General features: G+C 47.9%; 21 protein-coding genes and 1 tRNA gene. 7 read left to right on the top strand and 15 right to left on the bottom strand.

Annotated features, from left to right (window positions below):
* Window positions 1–98 precede the first annotated feature (98 nt).
* The gene (locus tag MNO13_RS04030) at window positions 99–2,354 is read left to right on the top strand and encodes a sensor domain-containing phosphodiesterase (protein WP_121814959.1); all 2,256 of its coding nucleotides are present in this window, start codon (window positions 99–101) and stop codon (window positions 2,352–2,354) included.
* Window positions 2,355–2,358: 4 nt separating this feature from the next.
* Here MNO13_RS04030 and MNO13_RS04025 read toward each other — a convergent pair whose 3' ends face one another.
* Complete coding sequence (locus MNO13_RS04025) at window positions 2,359–3,255, bottom strand: LysR family transcriptional regulator (RefSeq protein ID WP_121814958.1); 897 nt, start codon at window positions 3,253–3,255, stop codon at window positions 2,359–2,361.
* A 106-nt stretch (window positions 3,256–3,361) separates the two neighbouring features.
* On the opposite strand from MNO13_RS04025, the gene MNO13_RS04020 reads away from it, so the two are divergent.
* Window positions 3,362–4,741: an MFS transporter gene (locus MNO13_RS04020; protein ID WP_241939558.1), complete on the top strand. Its 1,380-nt coding sequence runs from the start codon at window positions 3,362–3,364 to the stop codon at window positions 4,739–4,741.
* Window positions 4,742–4,743: 2 nt separating this feature from the next.
* Window positions 4,744–5,109, top strand: a complete 366-nt coding sequence (locus MNO13_RS04015) for a DUF4440 domain-containing protein (protein WP_133522188.1) — start codon at window positions 4,744–4,746, stop codon at window positions 5,107–5,109.
* Window positions 5,110–5,164: 55 nt separating this feature from the next.
* On the opposite strand, the gene MNO13_RS04010 is transcribed toward MNO13_RS04015, so the two are convergent.
* The 7 genes from MNO13_RS04010 to xerD all read right to left on the bottom strand — a co-directional run bounded on the left by MNO13_RS04010 (window position 5,165) and on the right by xerD (window position 12,722).
* Window positions 5,165–5,238, bottom strand: a tRNA-Gly gene (locus tag MNO13_RS04010).
* A 478-nt stretch (window positions 5,239–5,716) separates the two neighbouring features.
* The gene (gene actS, locus MNO13_RS04005; protein ID WP_064543669.1) at window positions 5,717–6,481 is read right to left on the bottom strand and encodes an amidase activator ActS; all 765 of its coding nucleotides are present in this window, start codon (window positions 6,479–6,481) and stop codon (window positions 5,717–5,719) included.
* A gap of 130 nt (window positions 6,482–6,611) precedes the next feature.
* The gene (lysS, locus tag MNO13_RS04000; protein WP_064543668.1) at window positions 6,612–8,126 is read right to left on the bottom strand and encodes a lysine--tRNA ligase; all 1,515 of its coding nucleotides are present in this window, start codon (window positions 8,124–8,126) and stop codon (window positions 6,612–6,614) included.
* 9 nt (window positions 8,127–8,135) lie between these two features.
* Window positions 8,136–9,234, bottom strand: a protein-coding gene (gene prfB / locus MNO13_RS03995) for a peptide chain release factor 2 (RefSeq protein WP_133522190.1) whose coding sequence is annotated in 2 segments (ribosomal slippage) — window positions 8,136–9,158 and window positions 9,160–9,234 — 1,098 coding nt in all. Because the reading frame shifts where the segments join, the coding sequence is not laid out codon by codon here.
* A gap of 109 nt (window positions 9,235–9,343) precedes the next feature.
* The gene (gene recJ / locus MNO13_RS03990) at window positions 9,344–11,077 is read right to left on the bottom strand and encodes a single-stranded-DNA-specific exonuclease RecJ (protein WP_241939557.1); all 1,734 of its coding nucleotides are present in this window, start codon (window positions 11,075–11,077) and stop codon (window positions 9,344–9,346) included.
* Between the two features lie 7 nt (window positions 11,078–11,084).
* Window positions 11,085–11,801 carry a bifunctional protein-disulfide isomerase/oxidoreductase DsbC gene (gene dsbC / locus MNO13_RS03985; RefSeq protein ID WP_241939556.1) on the bottom strand — a complete coding sequence of 239 codons (717 nt, stop codon included), beginning with the start codon at window positions 11,799–11,801 and terminating at the stop codon, window positions 11,085–11,087.
* A 24-nt stretch (window positions 11,802–11,825) separates the two neighbouring features.
* A complete protein-coding gene (gene xerD / locus MNO13_RS03980) occupies window positions 11,826–12,722 on the bottom strand; it encodes a site-specific tyrosine recombinase XerD (RefSeq protein WP_074388528.1) in 897 nt (298 codons plus the stop codon).
* A 113-nt stretch (window positions 12,723–12,835) separates the two neighbouring features.
* Here xerD and fldB point away from each other — a divergent pair, with 113 nt between their 5' ends.
* The gene (fldB, locus tag MNO13_RS03975) at window positions 12,836–13,357 is read left to right on the top strand and encodes a flavodoxin FldB (protein WP_064543777.1); all 522 of its coding nucleotides are present in this window, start codon (window positions 12,836–12,838) and stop codon (window positions 13,355–13,357) included.
* A 7-nt stretch (window positions 13,358–13,364) separates the two neighbouring features.
* Here fldB and MNO13_RS03970 read toward each other — a convergent pair whose 3' ends face one another.
* Both MNO13_RS03970 and sdhE read right to left on the bottom strand, forming a co-directional pair.
* Window positions 13,365–13,787 (bottom strand): protein YgfX, encoded by a 423-nt coding sequence (locus MNO13_RS03970; protein WP_064543659.1) that lies wholly within the window; start codon window positions 13,785–13,787, stop codon window positions 13,365–13,367.
* The gene (gene sdhE, locus MNO13_RS03965; protein ID WP_064513590.1) at window positions 13,768–14,034 is read right to left on the bottom strand and encodes an FAD assembly factor SdhE; all 267 of its coding nucleotides are present in this window, start codon (window positions 14,032–14,034) and stop codon (window positions 13,768–13,770) included. The genes MNO13_RS03970 and sdhE overlap by 20 nt, the downstream gene beginning before the upstream one ends.
* 247 nt (window positions 14,035–14,281) lie before the next feature.
* Here sdhE and ygfZ point away from each other — a divergent pair, with 247 nt between their 5' ends.
* Window positions 14,282–15,268: a tRNA-modifying protein YgfZ gene (gene ygfZ / locus MNO13_RS03960; RefSeq protein WP_064543657.1), complete on the top strand. Its 987-nt coding sequence runs from the start codon at window positions 14,282–14,284 to the stop codon at window positions 15,266–15,268.
* A gap of 151 nt (window positions 15,269–15,419) precedes the next feature.
* On the opposite strand, the gene trhA is transcribed toward ygfZ, so the two are convergent.
* On the bottom strand, window positions 15,420–16,073 hold the full coding sequence (gene trhA, locus MNO13_RS03955) for a PAQR family membrane homeostasis protein TrhA (protein WP_064543654.1): 654 nt from the start codon (window positions 16,071–16,073) through the stop codon (window positions 15,420–15,422).
* Window positions 16,074–16,262: 189 nt separating this feature from the next.
* On the opposite strand from trhA, the gene MNO13_RS03950 reads away from it, so the two are divergent.
* Window positions 16,263–16,991 (top strand): MurR/RpiR family transcriptional regulator, encoded by a 729-nt coding sequence (locus MNO13_RS03950; RefSeq protein ID WP_064543652.1) that lies wholly within the window; start codon window positions 16,263–16,265, stop codon window positions 16,989–16,991.
* Window positions 16,992–17,156: 165 nt separating this feature from the next.
* Window positions 17,157–18,590, top strand: a complete 1,434-nt coding sequence (locus MNO13_RS03945) for a 6-phospho-beta-glucosidase (RefSeq protein ID WP_064543649.1) — start codon at window positions 17,157–17,159, stop codon at window positions 18,588–18,590.
* A gap of 152 nt (window positions 18,591–18,742) precedes the next feature.
* Here the strand turns inward: MNO13_RS03945 and MNO13_RS03940 are convergent, their stop codons facing one another.
* The 4 genes from MNO13_RS03940 to MNO13_RS03925 form a co-directional block, all read right to left on the bottom strand.
* A complete protein-coding gene (locus MNO13_RS03940) occupies window positions 18,743–19,285 on the bottom strand; it encodes a hypothetical protein (RefSeq protein ID WP_241939555.1) in 543 nt (180 codons plus the stop codon).
* A gap of 158 nt (window positions 19,286–19,443) precedes the next feature.
* Window positions 19,444–20,181, bottom strand: a complete 738-nt coding sequence (locus MNO13_RS03935; RefSeq protein WP_241939554.1) for a hypothetical protein — start codon at window positions 20,179–20,181, stop codon at window positions 19,444–19,446.
* Window positions 20,182–20,206: 25 nt separating this feature from the next.
* Complete coding sequence (locus tag MNO13_RS03930) at window positions 20,207–20,716, bottom strand: hypothetical protein (protein ID WP_133522195.1); 510 nt, start codon at window positions 20,714–20,716, stop codon at window positions 20,207–20,209.
* Entirely contained in the window at window positions 20,713–21,900 is a 1,188-nt protein-coding gene (locus MNO13_RS03925; protein WP_133522196.1) for a hypothetical protein, read from the bottom strand. Before MNO13_RS03925 ends, MNO13_RS03930 begins: the two co-directional genes overlap by 4 nt.
* Window positions 21,901–21,953: the final 53 nt, after the last annotated feature.

Here is a 21,953-nt window from a genome sequence, read left to right as displayed (position 1 = left end):
AGAATTAGCACAACCGAGTAGCAAAATACTCATTCTTAAGCAATGGATGCTTGTGAATCACTCCAAAACCTGGATTTAGTGAAGAAAAGCTAACATTGATGATGAAACTTTCTACAGCATATAACAGATATAAAGATAAATGGTGGGCGTTGCCCCTGGTGCTACCGTTTATGCTCTACCCCATCACCCAGTATTTGAGCACCTATGGCACGGTGGATGGCTTTGAAATCCCGTTCTTTTATCTGAACATGGCTCTCACCACCATCCTGACGGTGATTTATGGTTTTAAGGCACTGCCCGGGATCATTCTGTGTATCTTTTACCGCGTTTACCCGGACCGTGGTTTAGAGCCCGCGTTAATGTCGATACTGCACTATTTTACCTCAGTAGCGATCTGCTGCGCGGGGTACTATTACTTTACTGGCAAAAGAGGCCGCGCAAGTTTTGGGCGATATAACCTGACGTGGCAACGCATTTTTTGGCTGGTAGTGGTTAACGCTACGCTATTTCTTAATTATTTTCATGCCGAGCTCTATTTAGGGTTATTCGGGATGAATCCGTCCATGATGTATGTCAGCCCTTTCACGACCCGAACATTAATCAACTATCAGGGAATGTTAGTGGGGAATATCATTGGTTTGCCGATGCTATATCTGGTCATTCGGTCGATTAGAACCCCTGCCTACACATTGAAATATCTGAAAAAAATTCGTCATCAGGTGGCCAACGATTTGCGGTTGCCGGAACTGACATGCTTAGTCGGTTCATTGGCGGTACTCACGATACTGATGATTGCCCCACTCAGCCATTCATTGCCGCTGATGAATTCTATTTATACGCTGACATTATTACTGCCGCTGATGATATGGGGTACGTTGCGTCTGGGCCATGCGGCTATCTCGATTGTGTGGTGGGTGCTGCTGATTGTGTTATGCAGCCATATTCAAAGATTCATCCCACATGATGCGTACTACACATTACATCTTGCGGTTGCCACGTCCTGTTTCTCTGCCTTTTCAATAACCATTACCCTGATGGCAATCAATATTTCTCGTCAGCGAGTCTTGAATTTAAAGACTCAGCGCTTGATGTATATTGACCCAGTTGTGCATTTACCCAATTTGCTGGCACTGGAAGCGGATTTAAAACAAAACACGGTCTCAGTCTTATGCCAATTGTATATGCCTGACCTTGAGTTGTTAGGGCGAAATTATGGTTTGCTCATGCAGGTGCAATATAAACAACAGTTAGCACGCTACTTAGAACCCGTTCTGGATAAGGATGAGCTTATTTATATGAGTTCAGGCCATGATTTAGTGATGCGAATTTGCCCTCTACATGCTGAGAAACGCATTGCGGAAATCTATAGCAAAGCCAAAGATTTTCGTTTTATCCGCGATGGCGTAAAACTGTATCCGCAAATCGGTTGTAGCTACTGCATAATTAATTACCCCGTGGGACACCTGTATTTATTAATCGGTGAACTACGAACACTGGCCGAAATTTCACTTACCACTAATCTGCCTGTCGACCTGAGAAAGCAAAGTAGCCGCCAGGTGCAAAACCAGGTGAAAACCAAAGTCGACATGATGAACCAGTTGCAGCGGGCGCTGGAGTTGGACCGTTTTGTATTAATGGTGCAACCGATTGAAAGTAAAAAGGGAGATTGCTATCACGAAGTCCTGTTGAGGATGCGTGGCAATAACGACGAACTCATTTTCCCCAATACCTTCCTGCCACTGGCGAATGAGTTTGGCATGTCATCGAGTATTGATTTATGGGTTTTACATAACACCATGAAATTTATGGATGAGACTCGTCACTCACGGCCAAACCATCGCTACGCCATTAACCTGACACCGGCATCAATTTGCCGCACTGATATGGCAAACCATATTGAGAGGTTGATGATTAAGCATGGTATTTCACCTGCGCAACTGGTGCTGGAAGTCACCGAGGCCGATGAGTTAACCAATAATTTGCAGGCAGAGAAAACACTGGATGCTTTACAACGCCTGGGTTGTAAAATTGCGATTGACGATTTCGGAACCGGTTATGCCAGCTACGCTCGGTTAAAAACCATGCGCGCGGATATTCTCAAAATAGACGGGAGCTTTATCCACAATATTAATTCCAGTGAAATGGACTACAAAATTGTGCAGTCAATTTGCGAGCTAGCCCGCATTAAGAACATGACTCTGGTGGCCGAATTTGTTGAAACAGAAGACATTCGCACAACGCTTTATCGCATGGGCATTGATTATGTCCAGGGCTACTTAATTGGCAAACCTGCGCCAATAGAAAGCTTGCCCGCAACGGCGATACCCGGCTTACCAGATACCGCAGTGGGATAACGAATTATTTTCCCGCGTCGACCCACTCACGCAAAAAATCGATAAACACACGCACTTTCTCGGGGACGTGGCGGGTATTGGGGTAAAGGGCATAGATACTCTGGCGCGGAAACTGGTGGTCCGGCAACAAGGCCATCAGTTCACCGAGCTTAAGAGACGAGCGCACCAACCATTCTGGTAACAGCGCAACTCCCGAGCCTTGCGTGGCGAAGGCAAGCAGCGCGCCTGCGCTGTCTGCGACAATCGCAGGAGGGTTCTCGACCTTAAATAAAACCGCCTGCTGCTCCGGGGTCACCACCTGCCAACTCAGCGGTGAGCTAAGCCTGCTGTGGGCAAGCCAGGACGCATGTGCTAACTGTGCCAAATTTGCTATCGGGTGTTCGGCGAGATAAACAGGTGAGGCAACAGGATAAATAGCAAAACTGTCGATGGGAGCCGCCCGGAGGCTTGAATCCGCAAGCTGCCCCAGGCGAATGGCGACGTCAAAACGTTCGGCAATTAAATCAGCGTGATAAGAAGAGGATACGTGTTGAATACGCAACTGTGGATGCAGGCGAGAGAAAGCAGCAAGTGCAGGAACCACTACCTTAGCACCGTATTCCGGCGTGCTGGTGATCCGCAGTACACCGCTTAACCCGCCATGATCCTGCTGGACGTTATCAAGCAGGTTTTCCGCCTCCTCCAACAAACGCTGACAACGCAGGAAAAAGCGCTCTCCGACGTCGGTCAATGACAGCCGGCGGGTGCTGCGAGCCAGCAAAGACACACCGAGCTCAGCTTCTAACTGTTTGATATTAAAACTCACTGCTGCCTTGGTTTGCCCAAGCGCCGTGGCTGCAGCAGTAAAACTCCCCGCCTCTACCACCGCCACAAATATCGTTAGCCTTTGCAGATTAAGCATCTCGAACTCTGTCACTGTCAAAATAATTTTGACAGTGTAATCCTCTGGCGGTGATTTATCCTCCCTTTGTGCGTCGCTACACTCCTCCCCTCTAATCGGAGGTGGTATGCCCTATCGCACTAAAGTCGCCGTTGTCTACCTGCTCGGTTTTTTCGTCGATTTAATCAATATGTTTATCGCAAACGTCGCGTATCCCGCCATCGGCCACGGGTTGGGGGCATCGGTCAGCGAGCTGACCTGGGTGAGCAACGCCTATATTCTCGGGCTGACGCTGGTGATTCCTCTCAGTGCCTGGCTGGCAGAAAAAGTGGGCGGGCATCGGGTGTTTCTGCTTTCGCTTGGAATATTTCTGGTTGCGACGCTGGGCGCGGGCTGTGCACAAAGTATAGGGCAGCTAATCGGCTGGCGGCTGTTACAGGGCATGGGTGGTGGCCTGCTCATCCCCGTGGGGCAGACTCTCGCCTACCAGCTTTACCGCCCCCACGAAAGAGCAGGTCTGTCGGCGGCAATTATGCTCGTTGGCCTGCTTGCTCCGGCGATTTCTCCCGCACTCGGTGGGCTGATTGTCGATACGCTTTCCTGGCGCTGGGTCTTTTTTGCCAACCTGCCGTTGGCGCTGCTTGCTCTACTGCTTGCCGCACTCTGGCTGCGCAGAGAATCCAGCACACAGACGCGGACGCCGCTTGATGCCATCGGCCTGCTCAGCGGTTGTAGCGCCCTGCTGCTAATTCTGCTCGGGTTAACCCGGCTTGCCGAGAGCGACGACGGGCTGGCTTCCGGTTTGGTTATGCTTGCCGGTGGCCTGGTGATGCTGGCAGGTTATGTGCGCCACAGCCTGCGGCATTCCCATCCATTGCTTAATCTGCGGTTGGTACTGAACCCACTTTTGCGTAACGCCATGATGATTTACCAGGCCATTCCTGGCATCTTTATTGGCGTAAATCTGGTCGCAATGCTGTATTTGCAGAACCAGCTTGGCATGAATGCCACGCATGTCGGCAGCCTGATGATCCCCTGGTCGCTGGCGTCGTTTATGGCGATAACGTTTACCGGAAAACAGTTCAACCGCTTTGGCCCGCGCCCTCTGCTGATTACCGGCTGCATTATGCAAGGATTAGGGATTCTGGTGCTGTCCCAAGTGGGGAGCGCACAACAGTATCCATTGCTGCTGTTGGCGTTTGCGATGATGGGATTTGGTGGGAGCCTATGCAGCAGCACTGCGCAAAGCTGCGCCTTCCTGCAAGTGAACGATGCGCAGCTTGCCCAAGCCAGCGCCTTGTGGAATATCAATCGCCAGCTCAGCTTCTGCCTGGGTATAGCACTATTAAGCTTGCTGCTTAATAAGTTGCAGGAAAATATGCCTGCAACGTTAGCCTGGCATTGGTGCTTTTACCTGGCAGCCGCCAGTGCGCTGATCCCTGCGGTGCTCTGTCTGCGTATCCCCAACCGCGCCATCGTGCGCCAACTTAACGCTCAAAAGGAATAAAGATGAACCCGTATATCAGAGAAGTCATTGATGCCCACGTCGCAATCGAAAACTGGCTGGGCAAAGGTGAAGGTGACGTGGAAGCGCTGCTGGCACGCTTCGCCCCGTCGTTTTCCATGATCACCACTAGCGGTGTAAAGCTGGATTTTGCGATGCTGAGTGCCTTTTTCCGCGGGCAAAGTGCGGCGAAACCGGGGCTAAAAATTGTCGTCGAAGAAATTAAGATCGTTGAAGACTGGCTGACTGGGGCGCTGGTTAGTTACAGCGAAAGGCAAACCCTGCCAGGGCAAGAGCCCACGCTGCGCTACTCTACCGTCGTCTTTACCGATATGAAGTGGAAATTGTTGCATGAGACTGCGGTTGTTTAGGTAATACATAGTGAAAGAACTGGAGGTTTTCGAACGGTGACGCAAGGGGAGATTCTGGAGCGGGTGAAGGGAATCGAACCCTCGTATGCAGCTTGGGAAGCTGCCGTTCTACCATTGAACTACACCCGCTTTGAAGTGCGTAGGCATTATAGACGCTCAGCTTGTACTGGCAAGCGCATTTTCAGTTTATGTGATGGATTATTAAGCGATTGTTTTTATTTGCGGCACCAGGAACAGCAATGCTCAAGGCTTACCTCCCCTGCTTTTTATTGAATAATGAATGCCCTCTCCTGCGTTATACGGGAATGGCTGAAATTTTTAGCAGCAGAAACGCCATTGCCGTCAGGAAGAACAAACAAGAAACAACACCAAGGATTAAAGAGTAGTTTTTCATATAAATCAGTCCTGTATTGGTGAAAGGGAGCAAAGTCCACCGCTTAATTTTTAATCAGGCTGAATATAATAAATAGCGCTAACTTGTTTAATTTTGACAAAACCGGAATCGGCTATGAAACCCTCTGAAAAATATTGGATTAATTCCAGCCGAAGAAATTATTGGTGATGACGCATGGTGACATTGCGTTGAATAATCAACGCAATGTCACCATTAGCAGGATGGTTTACTGCCTGGCGGCGGCAGATAGCGCTGCGGATCAATTGCGGTCGCGCGATAGCGAATCTGGAAGTGTAAATTTACCGAGTCTGAACCACTACTACCCATGGTGGCTATTTTCTGCCCGGCGGTGACTTTTTGGCTAGTGTTGACCAACGTTGTTTCGTTGTGAGCATAAGCAGTGATGTACTCTTCGTTATGTTTAATCATCACTAAGTTGCCGTAGCCACGAAGTTGGTTGCCCACGTAGACCACCGTTCCGGCGGCTGATGCGTAAATCGGTTGCCCACGCTTCCCGGCAATATCGATACCTTTATTACCGCCATCGCTATTAGAGAACGGCACCGTCACCTTGCCGCTGGTGGGCCAGCGCCAGCATTTTGAGCCAACAGGAGGTGGTGCAACTTTCGCAACACTGCTTGTCGAAGTGGAGCTTGGCTTAGAGGTTTTCGCAACGACGGTTTTTTTCGAGGAAGAAGAACCAGAGCTGCTTTTAATGCGGATTTTTTGCCCAACTTCCAGCGTATAAGGGGCTGAAATACCGTTGAGACGCGCCAGTTCGCCGACACTTGAGCCGGTCATGCGCGAGATTCGATAGAGTGTGTCACCGCGTTTGACGGTGTAAACAGGGCCGTTGTAGCTTCCTGCGGATGCTTTAGTGGTGCCCGCTTTATCTGATGAGCAAGCGACGAGAAACAGGCTGATTAGCAGGACGATGGCATTCGGTGCCCACTTTCTGACTGTGCTTTCCTTGCGCAAACTAATCCTCTTAAAATCATAGCAAAACAAAAAAGTGCCTGAGAGTGGCGTATTTTTATCCCCTCACCCCGGCCCTCTCCCCCAAGGGGCGAGGGAGACGACCATAGTCTGGTCATCTCCCTTGAACGACTTACTTAACCGGACGCAGAGCCGGGAACAGGATAACGTCGCGGATGGTGTGGCTGTTGGTGAACAGCATAACCATACGGTCGATACCAATGCCCAGACCTGCTGTTGGTGGCAAGCCGTGCTCCAGAGCCGTCACGTAGTCTTCGTCGAAGAACATCGCTTCGTCGTCGCCTGCGTCTTTTGCAGAAACCTGGTCTGCAAAGCGCTGAGCCTGGTCTTCTGCATCATTGAGCTCAGAGAAGCCATTACCGATTTCACGGCCGCCGATGAAGAACTCGAAGCGGTCGGTGATTTCTGGGTTCTCGTCGTTACGACGCGCCAGCGGAGAAACTTCTGCCGGGTATTCAGTGATAAAGGTCGGCTGAATCAGATGGCTTTCTGCCACTTCTTCAAAGATCTCAGTCACTACGCGGCCCAGACCCCAGCTCTTCTCGACTTTAATGCCAATGGAAGCGGCGATTTCCAGTGCTTTAGCCATATCGTCCAGATCCGCAATATCGGTTTCCGGACGGTATTTTTTGATAGCTTCGCGCATAGTCAGTTTTGCGAACGGCTGGTCGAAGTCAAACAGCTCTTCGCCATACTTCACCTGTGCAGTACCCAGCACTTCATGCGCCAGTGTACGGAACAGAGATTCAGTCAGTTCGATCAAATCTTTGTAATCCGCGTACGCCATATAGAGTTCCATCATGGTGAACTCTGGGTTATGACGCGGGGAAATACCTTCGTTACGGAAGTTACGGTTGATTTCGAATACGCGCTCGAAGCCACCGACAACCAGACGTTTCAGGTACAGCTCCGGTGCAATACGCAGGTACATGTCGATGTCCAGCGCATTGTGATGAGTGATGAACGGACGCGCGGACGCGCCACCAGGGATAACCTGCATCATTGGCGTTTCAACTTCCATAAAGCCACGGTTAACCATGAAGTTACGGACGCCAGCCATGATCTGAGAACGAATTTTAAAGGTCTTGCGGGATTCATCGTTGGAGATCAAATCCAAATAACGCTGACGATAACGCGCTTCTTGATCCTGCAAACCGTGGAACTTATCTGGCAGCGGACGCAATGCTTTGGTCAGCAAACGCAGCTCAGTACAGTGAATTGAGAGCTCACCGGTTTTGGTTTTGAACAGTTTGCCACGAGCGCCGAGGATGTCACCGAGGTCCCATTTTTTGAACTGCTCGTTGTAAACGCCTTCTGGCAGATCGTCACGCGCAACGTAAAGCTGGATGCGGCCACCGACGTCCTGCAAAGTGACGAAGGAAGCTTTACCCATGATACGGCGAGTCATCATACGGCCAGCAACGGACACTTCGATGCCCAGGTCTTCCAGCTCTTCGTTTTCTTTAGCGCCGAATTCTGCGTGCAATTGGTCTGAGGTATGATTGCGACGGAAGTCATTTGGGAAAGCAATGCCCTGCTCACGCAGGCCAGCCAGCTTCTCGCGACGGGCTTTCAGTTCATTATTTAAATCGACCGCTTCGGTACCCTGTACTTGTTGTTCAGACATGTTGGTTCCTCATAACCCTGCTTTCAAACTTGCTTCGATAAATTTGTCCAGATCGCCATCCAGTACCGCTTGCGTGTTACGGGTTTCTACACCGGTACGCAAGTCTTTGATACGGGAGTCGTCCAGTACGTAAGAACGAATCTGGCTGCCCCAGCCGATATCCGATTTGTTATCTTCCAGCGACTGCTTCTCAGCATTCTTTTTCTGCATTTCCAGCTCGTATAACTTCGCCTTCATCTGCTTCATTGCCTGATCTTTGTTCTTATGCTGCGAACGGTCGTTCTGGCACTGGGTTACGGTGTTGGTCGGAAGGTGGGTAATACGCACCGCAGATTCTGTACGGTTAACGTGCTGACCACCGGCTCCCGATGCACGGTAAACGTCGATACGCAGATCCGCTGGATTGATTTCGATATCAATATCGTCATCCACTTCTGGATACACGAAAGCGGAACTAAAGGAGGTATGGCGACGGCCACCGGAATCGAACGGGCTTTTACGCACCAGGCGATGCACGCCAGTTTCGGTACGCAACCAGCCAAAGGCATATTCACCCTGAATGCGAATGGTCACCGATTTAATACCGGCAACTTCACCTTCGGATTCTTCAATGATTTCAGTTTTGAAGCCACGCGCTTCTGCCCAACGCAGATACATTCGCATCAACATGCTGGCCCAGTCTTGCGCTTCGGTGCCACCAGAACCTGCCTGAATGTCGATATAGCAATCAGCACTGTCGTACTCGCCAGAGAACATACGACGGAATTCTAGCTGTGCCAGTTTGGCTTCGAGCTGGTCTATTTCAACAATGGTTTCATTGAAGGTATCTTCGTCGTCGGCTTCGATAGCCAATTCCAGCAGGCCGTTAACATCTTCCAGACCCTGAGTCATTTGATCTAAGGTATCGACAATGGCTTCCAGCGCAGAACGCTCTTTACCTAACGCTTGTGCACGTTCAGGTTCGTTCCACACATCAGGCTGTTCCAGCTCTGCGTTTACTTCTTCCAGGCGCTCTTTCTTGGCATCGTAGTCAAAGATACCCCCTAAGAACGTCGCTGCGCTCTGTGAGGTCCTGGATGCGGTTTTTTACCGGGTTAATTTCAAACATGGTCTGTATTATCTTATGTTGATGACAGAAGACGAAAATGCGGTCGTAGACCGGAAAGTTTACCGGATTTACGGTGCTTTTTATAGTCGCTTATAGCCAGGTCAGCAGGCTAGATTGGCCAAATATGGTCGATTAATAACTGGACACTGCGATTTCCGCGAAACTCGTTTACGTCGAGCTTAAAGGCCAGCTCAACTTCGCGCACGCCGTTATCCGGCCAGCACGCGGTATCAACGTTAAAGGCGATGCCGTCGATTAATGGCCCACCACCGACCGGTTCAACCATCACTTTAAGATGGCGCTCGCCCACCAGCCGTTGCTGTAATAGACGGAATTTACCGTCAAACAAAGGTTCCGGGAACATCTGCCCCCACGGCCCGGCATCGCGTAGCATCTCGGCGGTTTCGAGCGTCATTTCTTGCGCGCTGATTGCTCCGTCTGACCAAACCACGCCTTGCAACAACGCAGGATCAAGCCATTCCCCAACCAAATCGCCAAAGCGTTGACGGAATTCTTCGAAGTTCGCTTCTTCAAGAGATAACCCAGCCGCCATCGCGTGACCGCCAAATTTCAGCATCATGCCAGGATACAAGGTATCAAGCCGCTCAAGGGCATCGCGCATATGCAGACCTTGCACCGAACGGCCTGAGCCTTTCAAAGTGCCGTCGCCTGCGGGCGCAAACGCGATAACCGGGCGGTTAAACCGTTCCTTAATGCGCGAGGCGAGAATACCGACAACACCCTGATGCCATTCGGGATGGTACATCGCCAGGCCATACGGTAACTCATCATGGCTGTGTTCAAGCTGTTGGCAGAGCGTCAGCGCTTCAACCTGCATGCCCTGCTCAATCTCTTTACGCGTCTGGTTTAACGCGTCCAGTTCATTAGCCAGCATGCGGGCTTCGCCAATGTTTTCACTAAGCAATAACGCCACACCGACGGACATATCGTCCAGACGACCAGCGGCATTCAGGCGTGGCCCAAGGGCAAAGCCCAAATCACTAGCCGCCAGCTTTTGCGGCTCGCGGTTGGCGACTTCCAGCAGAGCTTTAATACCTGGGCGGCATTTGCCAGCACGAATACGGCTCAGCCCCTGCCAGGTCAGAATACGGTTATTGGTATCAAGCGGCACAACGTCTGCCACAGTACCTAGCGCTACCAGATCCAGCAGTTCTGCTATGTTGGGAATCACCAGGCCTTGTTGTTCAAACCAGCCGCAATCGCGTAAATGCGCACGCAGCGCCAGCATCAGATAAAAGGCAACGCCCACACCGGCGAGGGATTTTGACGGAAACTCGCAATCAACCAGATTCGGGTTGATGATGGCTTCAGCCGCAGGAAGCTCCGGCCCAGGCAAATGGTGGTCGGTGACCACCACCGGAATACCCAGAGTATGAGCACGCTCAACACCACTATGCGAAGAGATGCCGTTATCGACGGTCAGAATCAGTTGTGCGCCACGCGCATGCGCCTGATCCACCACTTCTGGACTCAAGCCGTAACCATCTTCAAAGCGGTTGGGAACCAGGTAACTAACATTTTGGCAGCCAAGGCTACGCAGCCCCAGCACGCTCAAAGCGGTGCTGGTTGCGCCATCGGCATCAAAGTCACCGACGACGATAATGCGCAAGCCTTCACGGAAAGCGTCGTGCAGTATCTGAACGGCTTTATCCATGCCATTAAGTTGCTGCCACGGCAGCATCCCTTTCACGCTACGTTCCAGGTCTTGCTCGCCGCTTACGCCTCTACTGGCATAAAGGCGCTTTAGAAGTGGATGCAGTTGCTGGGGTAACACCACTGACTCATCGACCGTACGACGGCGAAGTTGTGTTTGCTGTTTCACCCGTTAACTACCCGCCTATATTGGTAAGTTGTTGATGCGCATCCAACATTTGTTTCATCTCTTTCGGCCCCTGATAACCAGGGATTACAGTACCGCTGCTCAGTACAATCGCAGGGGTTCCCTGGATACCGAACTGTACGCCGAGGTTGTAATGATTGGCGATATTCATGTCACAAGTTGCCCCAGCGACGGCATCACCTTTCATGGCAGTATCGAACGCTTTGTTGCGGTCTTTTGCACACCAGATGGCTTTCATGTCGTTTTCAGTCTGGCTTTGCAGACCCTGGCGCGGGAAGGCCAGGTAACGCACGGTGATCCCCAGTGCGTTATAGTCTTTCATTTCTTCGTGCAGCTTGTGGCAATAGCCACAGGTGATATCGGTAAATACCGTGATGACGTGTTTCTCTTGCGGCGCTTTGTAAACGATCATCTCTTTTTCGAGCGCGTTCAGTTTGCCCACCAGCAATTTGTTGGTGACGTTCACCGGTTGCGCACCGCTGACATCGTACAGTGGCCCCTGGATAACGTGTTTTCCATCTTCAGTGACATACAAAACACCGCTATCGGTTAATACCGTTTTCATGCCCGCTACAGGTGCTGACTGAATATCAGCATTTTGCACGCCTAACTTAGCCAGAGATTGCTTGATTGCAGCATCGTCTGCATGAACAAAACCGGACAAAGAGGCCGCTAATAATGGGAGCAGCCATAAACTCTTTTTCATGATGATTCCTTTATCTTCTACCACTCACGCTCGTGGGTGGTGTTGTTGATGCAGCTGACGTAAACGTTCCGTCGCGACATGCGTATAAATTTGGGTGGTGGACAAATCGCTATGTCCAAGCAGCATCTGTACGACTCGCAGGTCCGCACCATGATTCAGTAAATGCGTGGCAAATGCGTGCCGAAGGACATGGGGTGATAACTTTTCGCTATCGATACCCGCCTGCACTGCGTAATGTTTGATGCGGTGCCAGAATGTCTGACGCGTCATTTGTTGCGCGCGATTGCTGGGGAAGACCACATCAATCGACACGCCATTGAGCAACCATGGTCGCCCATGTTCCAGGTAGTTTTCCAGCCAATAAACAGCCTCTTCACCCATCGGCACCAGGCGTTCTTTATTGCCTTTACCGATGACTCGCACAACTCCCTGACGCAAGCTGACATCACTCATGGTCAGCCCCACTAATTCCGATACGCGCAGGCCAGTAGCATACAATAATTCGAGCATCGCTTTATCACGCAACTCGATAGGTTGGTCAATGCAAGGTGCTTGCAACAAACGATCGACCTGCGCTTCGCTGAGATCTTTTGGCAAACGCTGTGGCAATTTTGGCGATGAAAGCATCACACTTGGGTCGTCATCACGCAATTTTTCACGGTATAAATACTGAAATAATCGACGAATCGCACTCAGCATTCGCGCCGAACTTGTTGCTTTATAGCCGCCTTCAAGACGTTCAGCAAACAGCGACTGTAAATCGCCGGTTTGCACCTTCAACAAATCAAGATCGTGGCGTTCCAGCCACTCCGCTACCATTTTAAGATCCCGGCGATAGGAGTCCAACGTGTTCTGTGCCAGATTCCTTTCAAGCCAGAGCGCATCAAGAAATTGTTCTATTCGGGCCTGATCTTGTTCCACTACAGCCTCACTTACTTGCCTCACCTTTGGCGAATTGTGTCCATTATGCCTGATGCACAATGGGATCTGGTACACTTGCCATCCTGCACGTTTTTAAAAGAGTTGTTAATGCGATGAACATTGGTCTTTTTTATGGCTCCAGCACTTGTTACACCGAAATGGCTGCCGAAAAAATTCGTGACATCATTGGCCCGGAACTGGTGACACTACACAATCTTAAAGATGATGCTCCAGCCATGATGGAACAGTACGATGTGTTGATTCTCGGCATCCCGACCTGGGATTTCGGTGAATTACAGGAAGACTGGGAGGCCATTTGGGATCAACTGGATAATCTGAATCTCGAAGGTAAGCCGGTAGCGCTTTATGGCATGGGCGACCAGCTCGGCTATGGCGAATGGTTCCTTGATGCGCTCGGTATGCTGCACGATAAACTCGCCCCACGGGGTGCGCAGTTTATTGGTTACTGGCCAACTGAAGGTTATGAATTTACTAGCCCGAAACCTGTCATTGCCGATGGGCAATTGTTTGTTGGCCTGGCACTTGATGAAACCAATCAGTACGATTTAAGCGAAGAGCGAATCCAAAACTGGTGTGAGCAAATTCTCGCTGAAATGGCCGAGAAGTTTGCCTGACAGCGACTCAAACTTCCCCATTCCCGCTTGCCTGTTGTTGCAGCATCAGGCGGCGTAAATCACGCCACTCGCCAGTATCCATACTGTCGGCTGATAACCATAAGTGTTGACTGCGCTTGCGCCCCACGCGGCGTAAACGCAGCATCATGCCGCTGCGTAATACCCATGGCGCACCAACCATTTCCCACTCCTGGTTTTGCCACCGCAGGTGGTAGTCGGTCAGGAGTTTCATTTCGCCCTGGCAAGCATGAATCCGGCGCTGGCTACGAACGCTGTCAAATACCACCAGCGAAAGCAACAGCATCCAAATTAGCGTGTAGCTCATCGGCCACGGCATCAGCAGCACAAAGAGTGCCACTAAACCGTGAACCAAAAGGGACAGCCATTGTGCACGCCACGAGACCCGAAGATCAGATTGCCACAGGACCACGTTCTTTATTCCGTGTCTGAATCAGTGTCACCATCCGTTGCAGCTCTGTATCTGCTGGTTTGCCATGATTCATTAACCAGTTAAACAGGTCAGGATCATCACTTTCCAGCAAACGGACAAATAATTGCTTATCCTCAGTGCTTAACGAGTCATATTCATATTCGAAGAATGGCATAATCGAAATATCAAGCTCACGCATTCCCCGGCGGCACGCCCAATGAATTCGGGCTTTGTTATTGATATCCATGTGCTCTTTCCTGGTTCTCTGACAAAGAAGGTACAAATCTTAGTGTAACGTGTTTTCATGGCACGTATTAACTGAATGTTACCGTTTGCGCGCTTTATCGTGAGAAATTTTTATTGTGCGTTGCAGTTGCATTAACCTTGCGAGAAATCCCGTAAGTGCACAATTCACCTTATCAAACTGCTTGCATTGGCAAATGGCTCTTTTACCATTGAGCCAATTCATATGCTCAAAACCCAGGGACATCATTATGGCTTTCACTCCATTTCCTCCACGTCAGCCAACGGCTGCAGCCCGCCTGCCGCTAACACTCATGACGCTTGATGATTGGGCACTGGCAAGCGTGACGGGTAACGACGCAGAAACCTACCTGCAAGGCCAGGTCACCACTGATGTTGCACAACTGGCAGCAAACCAGCACACGCTTTGCGCGCATTGTGACGCAAAAGGAAAAATGTGGAGCAACCTGCGCCTGTTCCATCGTGGCGAAGGTTATGCGCTGATTGAACGTCGTAATCTGCGTGACGCGCAGCTTGTCGAACTCAAAAAGTATGCTGTGTTTTCCAAAGTGACCATCACACCTGATGATGAAAGTGTGCTTCTGGGCGTTGCAGGGTTCCAGGCTCGTGCGGCACTCGCCAATGTTTTCACAACCTTGCCGGACGCGGAAAACCCAGTGGTTCAGGAAGGCGCGACAACACTGCTATGGTTTAACCTGCCCGCCGAGCGTTTTATGCTGGTCACAGATGAAGCCACCGCGCAGGCACTGGCCGATAAATTGCAGGGCGAAGCACAACGCAATGACAGCCAACAATGGCTGGCTTTAGAGATTGAAGCGGGTATTCCGGTTATTGAACCGGTTAACAGCGCACAGTTTATTCCGCAGGCAACCAACCTTCAGGCGCTGGGTGGTATCAGCTTCAAAAAAGGTTGTTATACCGGTCAGGAAATGGTGGCTCGCGCGAAGTTTCGTGGCGCTAACAAACGTGCTCTGTGGTTCCTGGCCGGGAAAGCCAGCCGCTTACCAGAAGCAGGTGAAGATCTGGAACTGAAAATGGGTGACAACTGGCGCCGCACCGGCACCGTACTCGCCGCCAGCCAACTGGATGATGGCCGCGTGTTAGTACAAGTCGTGATGAACAACGATTTAGAAGCCGACAGTGTGTTGCGAGTGCGTGATGATAACGGCAGCCACCTTGTTATCGAGCGGCTGCCTTATTCGTTAGAAGATGAATAAAAATACCCGTCATACTTCAAGTTGCAGGTGCGTTGACTGCACCCGCGCACCCCAGTCACATAGTTAGCTATGCTCCTGGGGACTTACGGCCTGGTCGCCTGCCTGCATCTTGAATTATTTAGGTTATTGTTTGTTTGATACATACCCACGATTAACGGATATACAGATAGATCGCCAGGAAGTGGCAAACGCTGCCGCCCAGCACAAAACCATGCCAGATAGCGTGGTTGAACGGAATACGTTTACAGACGTAGAAAATGACGCCTAACGAGTAAATCACGCCGCCTGCAGCCAATAACGTTACGCTGCCCGGAGCGAGTTTAATCACCATCTGGTAAATCACCACCAGCGATAACCAGCCCATCAGTAAATAGGTCATTAACGATAAGACTTTAAATCGATGCGCGATGGTCAACTTAAAAAGAATGCCGGCGAGTGCCAGCCCCCAAATAACGACCATCAACCCACGCGCCAAAGGCGAATCCAGCCCAACAAGTAAAAATGGCGTGTAAGTCCCGGCTATCAATAAGTAAATAGCACAGTGGTCAAATTTCTTGAGCCAGCGCTTGGCGCGTTGATGGGGAATGGCGTGATACAACGTGGATGCGAGAAACAGCAAGATCATGCTGCCGCCATACAGGCTATAACTGGTTATTGCGGTTACACTCGCGTTGGATTCCACCGCCTGTACCAGTAACAAAACCAGCCCAACAATCCCAAAAACCAGTCCGATACCGTGGCTAATGCTGTTGGCGACTTCCTCCGCCAGTGAATATCCTTTAGTGATCAATGGTTTGTCAGCCATTTGGCTACTCCAGGTGAAACAATAGATGGAAAATTCATCTCGACCAGAATAGCTGAGAACGATTCCAGCGAACACATGTACGCTAAAATAAATCTGTCAGATGTGATAACAATTACCGATACAATCCACTACACCGATACAATCTTGTTACTGACACTTAATCCTTTGGAACATTCAGGAAGAGATACCATGTTTACTCATGCGGCAATTGCTAATCTCAACGGACTAGAAATGATGGTCTACAACTATGTCATTAAAAACCGTGACAAAGTGATGTACATGACTATCCGCGAGTTAGCCGATGCGACCGGCGTTTCTACCACTACCGTGCTGCGTTTTTGCCGCAAGTTAAATTGCGATGGTTATTCCGAGTTTCGCGTTCGTTTTAAATTATATCTTGAACAAAATGATGAACAATTGGTTAATTTTGGCCCGAGCGAAATCATCAGCTTTTTTAAAAGCACTAACAATGAAGAGTTTGATAATTTAATAGACCAGGCGGTAAATATTATTTGTTCATCCGAACGTATTATATTTGTCGGAGCAGGAACCTCTGGCGCATTAGCTAAATATGGTGCGCGTTTCTTTTCTAATGTCGGTAAATTTAGTAACCACATTGATGACCCTTATTTTCCGGTTACCAACGATATGGCTAAAAATGCACTGGCGATTGTCCTCTCTGTCTCCGGTGAAACTGAAGAGATCCTGCGCTTCGCCAGCCAGTTCAGTCTGCATAACTGCAAGGTGTTCTCCATCACCAGCCACGAAAACTCTTCACTGGCAAAACTTGCCGACTTTAATATCTCCTGGCATATTCCGCTTACCCGTGTTGGTGGCGTTTATGACATCACCACGCAAATCCCGGTTATTTATATTTTAGAAACCATTGGCCGTAAATTGGCTAAAAAAATGGCGTAAAAAAACAGCCTGTTTTATCTATGTAACAAATCACATTAACCGTGATTTGTTATATCGTGACAATTAATTCTCATTTGTTAGACTCCAGAATAGAACGTATTAATACACTGCCATTTTGTGATGTATCCCACATTATTTCTGGCACTGACAGTGAGATTAACAAATATGAAAAAATTGACCTTACCAAAAGACTTTTTATGGGGCGGTGCGGTTGCTGCACATCAGGTAGAAGGTGGCTGGAACAAAGAAGGTAAAGGACCAAGTATTTGTGATGTGCTGACCGGTGGCGCACACGGCGTACCGCGTGAAATCACTCAAGAAGTGGTGCCAGGCAAATATTATCCCAACCATGAAGCCATCGATTTCCACGGTCATTACAAAGAAGACATCGCACTGTTTGCTGAAATGGGCTTCAAATGTTTCCGCACCTCTATCGCCTGGACGCGCATTTTCCCGAAAGGTGACGAACTGCAACCCAATGAAGAAGGGCTGAAGTTCTACGACGACATGTTCGACGAGCTGCTGAAGTACAACATTGAGCCGGTCATCACCCTCTCCCACTTTGAAATGCCACATTATCTGGTCACCGAATACGGTGGCTGGACTAACCGTAAAGTCGTTGATTTCTTTGTTCGTTTTGCCGAAGTGGTGTTTGAACGCTACAAGAGCAAAGTGAAATACTGGATGACCTTTAACGAGATCAACAACCAGCGTAACTGGCGCGCACCGTTATTCGGCTACTGCTGTTCTGGCGTGGTTTACACCGAGCACGATAACCCTGAAGAAGTGATGTACCAGGTTCTGCACCACCAGTTTGTTGCCAGTGCTCTGGCGGTGAAGATTGGCCATCGCATTAATCCTGAAATGCAGATTGGCTGCATGCTGGCGATGGTGCCGCTGTATCCGTTCTCCTGCAAACCAGAAGATCAGATGTACGCGCAGGAATCCATGCGTGAGCGTTATGTATTTACAGACGTGCAATTGCGTGGCTACTACCCATCTTATGTGTTGAACGAGTGGGAACGCCGCGAGTTCAACATCAAAATGGAAGCGGGCGACGAGCAAATCCTGCGTGAAGGCGTGTGTGATTACCTCGGTTTCAGCTATTACATGACCAACGCGGTGAAAGCTGACGGCGGCACCGGTGATGCATTATCTGGCTTCCAGGGCAGCGTGCCGAATCCGTTCGTGAAAGCGTCCGATTGGGGCTGGCAGATTGACCCTGTTGGCCTGCGCTACGCACTTTGCGAATTGTATGAGCGCTATCAGAAACCGCTGTTTATCGTTGAAAACGGCTTCGGTGCTTACGACAAAGTGGAAGAAGATGGCTCAATCAATGATGACTACCGCATTGATTACCTAAAAGCACACGTTGCCGAGATGATGAAAGCGGTCACTTACGATGGTGTGGATCTGATGGGTTACACCCCGTGGGGCTGCATCGATTGCGTTTCCTTCACCACCGGTCAATACAACAAACGCTACGGCTTTATCTATGTGAACAAACACGACGATGGCACCGGCGATATGTCTCGTTCGCGCAAGAAGAGCTTTAACTGGTACAAAGAAGTGATTGCCAGTAACGGTGAAAAACTCTGATTGATTTGCTCGCCTGAACGCCCCGTTTACGGGGCGTTTGAGTAATAATAAACATCATTCCAAAGCTAGCGAGTGTAACGTCAACTGTTACGTTCACCATTATCAGCCTCATAAATATTTTCTGGGGTGAGATTTACGACTGGTAAAATATTTTAAATATATTCAATAATACTACTGGGTAGCATGTGTAATTGTAGTATATTGCGTAGCCCTAACTTTCTAACCATACTCCTTTTATAATAAGACAACCGTTTAGGTGTAATCTTAGAATAATCATGCATATCATTACATTCTTCTTTGGATAACACAGAAACCAGAATTTTCTTTTCAATCATTCTTAATCCATGTTTTAATTTTATTGTCGTTGGCACATCCCTTTTGTTATAAGAAAAAATCAACTCTTCCAGGCGGAATCTGGCTGACAAATAATTAAAACCAAATAATTTATGCAAACTCCAATACTTGTTATCATTTACAACAATAATTCTTACAGATATACCTTCCAAATAAATCAATAAGTCTAGATTAAAACCATCACAATTACAGCAAATGATAAAAATATCATCATTAGTTAATGAATTAGAATTAACAAGACTTAACACTTGCTGCTCAGAAATTTTTTTCACACTGGAGTCAGCAAGAATTTTTAAGGCGTAACTCACACCGACAAACAAGTAATAATCATCGGTCACCATGTATATATTCATGATGTAATTCCACCCATCTATAAACAAAAAATAGTAGAGAGTATTTTCATAGAATTGTTTAACATTGAAAACACTGGTATTTAAATCTTCATACTGAAATGCAGGAAATAAAAAATGGCATACAAAAACAAACTACCAGCATTAAATCATTCAATTACCGTTTTTTTAACGGAGTCATCATTTTCAACCAAATAAAATGAATATATATGACCTGGTTTTTTAGGCATATTTTTCGTAATACCAGGGGTAATAAAAATATCTTGAGACAAACCACAGTCACCCCCATTTTTTTTACACTCACTAAATCCCTGCAACCGAATACTACTATTGCCACCGTTTAAAATATTGATAAAACCACCATCATTAGTAATTATTGTGTTATATACACCCTTAACTGGTTTAATTATATATAAAACACCATAGCCTGACAGAAGCTGGAATCCACTCCGGCCTAGTTTTTTATGATAATCGTTTGCTTCATCTTTATTTAAACCAAAGCGATCTTCATCTTTAGGCAAGGTGGGAGAAAAACGCACACGGAAATAGCGCTCTTTATCACGAGGCCCTACGTACAACGCACGGCTGACTTGAAAACTACCAGAAGGAATAATCATACGTGCCGGGCTGATGTGTAAACCGTTTTCTCGCACACCATCAACAGCGCTGCGATTGTGCTCTTGGCCAATTTTATCATATTCAACTTCACGAACCTCCGTTCTCACGAAGGCAGTCATGTCCCCCAAATTGTAGACCTGCTTTTGTAAAGTAGTACGGTCATGGTCAACTACCTCCACTAAGTCGTTGATTTGTACTTGCGGCGCAGCCACAATAGTAAAATTGAATAATAAAAGAGATAGCAAAACTGACACTTTCATTGGCATCATTAACATAGCCCTATTTAATAAATTATTATGTTGATTCAAAAATCAAAGATAGAACACCGGTGTAATCACCAGTGACCCATCCTGTTGCAGGTTTAATAGGGATGAGATTAATCTTACCACTTTTTTCTCCATTAGTAGGTCCCGAAGTAAGTTGGCACTCCACAGTTGAATTGGTATTTTCTACATACATTGCGCAATAGTCATCAACTAAAAATTCAACCCTATAATATATTTCAGAAACACCCGATGTTATCGCAGTTTTGTCACCTGTTTTGAGCGTAACTTTAATACCTCCTAGGGTATTTTTCATAATAATAGGTAATCCCAAAATCGGTTTAAGGTTTTTACGTTGAGCATCCCATACAAACCGCTGTAAATTAGAACTCCAGCCATCTTGGCTTAATACATAAAACTCAACATTAGGAACATTAATTTCCATTTGGATAGTATTGGTTATCTTATCATCAGCGGTAACTGATGCAATACCACAAAAAATAGCTGAAAGAGTGACTATAATACGCATCATCGTATTCAATTTATCACCCGTTCAAATGTAATATCAGCAGTTCCACTGTAATGTGCACCTTGATTACGCACAACGTCTTGTGCATTAATGCCTGTAACCGAAAATGATAAATTAGCTCGCGAGTTTTGCAGAGGAACAGAAAGTGATGTAAAAACAACCTCACTGCTTTTACCTGCCCCTAATAAAACTTTATTAAAGTCAGGACTACCTACCTGCCCATTAGCATTTATGAGTGACGCATTTGGTACAGTTAGTGCAATATCAACGGGAACAGTGTGTTCATTACCATTATTGTTGGTCCTGACTGCACAGGTTGTACCTACGGTATAAGTACATCCACCAATATAAACAGACACCAGGCCTGAAGCACTCAGGTTAAATGGAAGAGCTCCCTGTAATAAATTCACACTTTCAGGAAAGAGTAGAGCTCTTTTCCAACCCTGTTGTGGCTCTAATGAAACTGTATTTGAGGGGAATGAAACATTCAACGCATGGTTAACATTGACAACAATAGGGATATTACTTATCGCACCACTCCCATTACTGAATGTCGGGTTAATTTCTCCTGACATCAAGAAGTCTGTTCCTTCTCTTAGACTTAACGTAGCTGTATAAGTCCCACTAGGGATAAGTAATGGATTCGCGCCAACAAATGAAGGCCTGATTAGTATGGACAAAGTATCTATTAACCAGTTGGCACCTAAATAGCTTGCATTACCATTTGTGTTTCTAGTCCTGCTCGTACAGCCACTTTGGCTATTCTGTCTCCATGATGAAGCATTCCAGTACAAAGCATTCGAGCTCCCGGTACGAGTACATCCGGCTCCAGAACCTAAACCGGGAGTCAATGCATTATTTTGACAATAGTTACAATATAGGCCTCTTATCGTCCCCCCCATTCCGGATAAAGTTAAATTAATAGGATATGCCACACCGTACGAACTAACGATATCAACGACTTTTACTTCATTGGCTGAATATTGGTAATATAATGATTTATCGTCTTGCCAGTTAAAATTGTACCTGCCATTTAACTCATAGGATACTTCTTTGTTATTTTTACATTGCGCCCGCATATCCCCAAAATATGTAACAGTACATATCCCACTGATATTTGTCACCCCAAAACCATTTATTATAAAATCATCACTGGCAAGTGGCGGGTAGTTAAATACTAAAGGAGCTGCAGCCATTCCCTGACCAGTCCATAGCATCATAATAGTAATAAAGACCCACAATAATTTAG

The organism is Buttiauxella ferragutiae, assembly GCF_022637515.1.
Taxonomy (GTDB): Bacteria; Pseudomonadota; Gammaproteobacteria; order Enterobacterales; family Enterobacteriaceae; genus Buttiauxella; species Buttiauxella ferragutiae.
The sequence above is the reverse complement of the archived record's forward strand: the minus strand, read 5'-3'. Positions and strand labels throughout refer to the sequence as shown.

What these genes read in the sequence shown, in the direction of transcription:
- MNO13_RS04020 (WP_241939558.1), top strand. Translation starts at nt 3,362, where the DNA reads ATGCCCTATCGCACTAAAGTCGCCGTTGTCTACCTGCTCGGTTTTTTC.
- MNO13_RS03945 (WP_064543649.1), top strand. Translation starts at nt 17,157, where the DNA reads ATGAAAAAATTGACCTTACCAAAAGACTTTTTATGGGGCGGTGCGGTT.
- MNO13_RS03925 (WP_133522196.1), bottom strand. Translation starts at nt 21,900, where the DNA reads ATGGCTGCAGCTCCTTTAGTATTTAACTACCCGCCACTTGCCAGTGAT.
- ygfZ (WP_064543657.1), top strand. Translation starts at nt 14,282, where the DNA reads ATGGCTTTCACTCCATTTCCTCCACGTCAGCCAACGGCTGCAGCCCGC.
- MNO13_RS04015 (WP_133522188.1), top strand. Translation starts at nt 4,744, where the DNA reads ATGAACCCGTATATCAGAGAAGTCATTGATGCCCACGTCGCAATCGAA.
- MNO13_RS03940 (WP_241939555.1), bottom strand. Translation starts at nt 19,285, where the DNA reads ATGGTGACCGATGATTATTACTTGTTTGTCGGTGTGAGTTACGCCTTA.
- MNO13_RS03935 (WP_241939554.1), bottom strand. Translation starts at nt 20,181, where the DNA reads ATGATGCCAATGAAAGTGTCAGTTTTGCTATCTCTTTTATTATTCAAT.
- sdhE (WP_064513590.1), bottom strand. Translation starts at nt 14,034, where the DNA reads ATGGATATCAATAACAAAGCCCGAATTCATTGGGCGTGCCGCCGGGGA.
- trhA (WP_064543654.1), bottom strand. Translation starts at nt 16,073, where the DNA reads ATGGCTGACAAACCATTGATCACTAAAGGATATTCACTGGCGGAGGAA.
- MNO13_RS04025 (WP_121814958.1), bottom strand. Translation starts at nt 3,255, where the DNA reads ATGCTTAATCTGCAAAGGCTAACGATATTTGTGGCGGTGGTAGAGGCG.
- fldB (WP_064543777.1), top strand. Translation starts at nt 12,836, where the DNA reads ATGAACATTGGTCTTTTTTATGGCTCCAGCACTTGTTACACCGAAATG.
- dsbC (WP_241939556.1), bottom strand. Translation starts at nt 11,801, where the DNA reads ATGAAAAAGAGTTTATGGCTGCTCCCATTATTAGCGGCCTCTTTGTCC.
- MNO13_RS03950 (WP_064543652.1), top strand. Translation starts at nt 16,263, where the DNA reads ATGTTTACTCATGCGGCAATTGCTAATCTCAACGGACTAGAAATGATG.
- MNO13_RS04030 (WP_121814959.1), top strand. Translation starts at nt 99, where the DNA reads ATGATGAAACTTTCTACAGCATATAACAGATATAAAGATAAATGGTGG.
- lysS (WP_064543668.1), bottom strand. Translation starts at nt 8,126, where the DNA reads ATGTCTGAACAACAAGTACAGGGTACCGAAGCGGTCGATTTAAATAAT.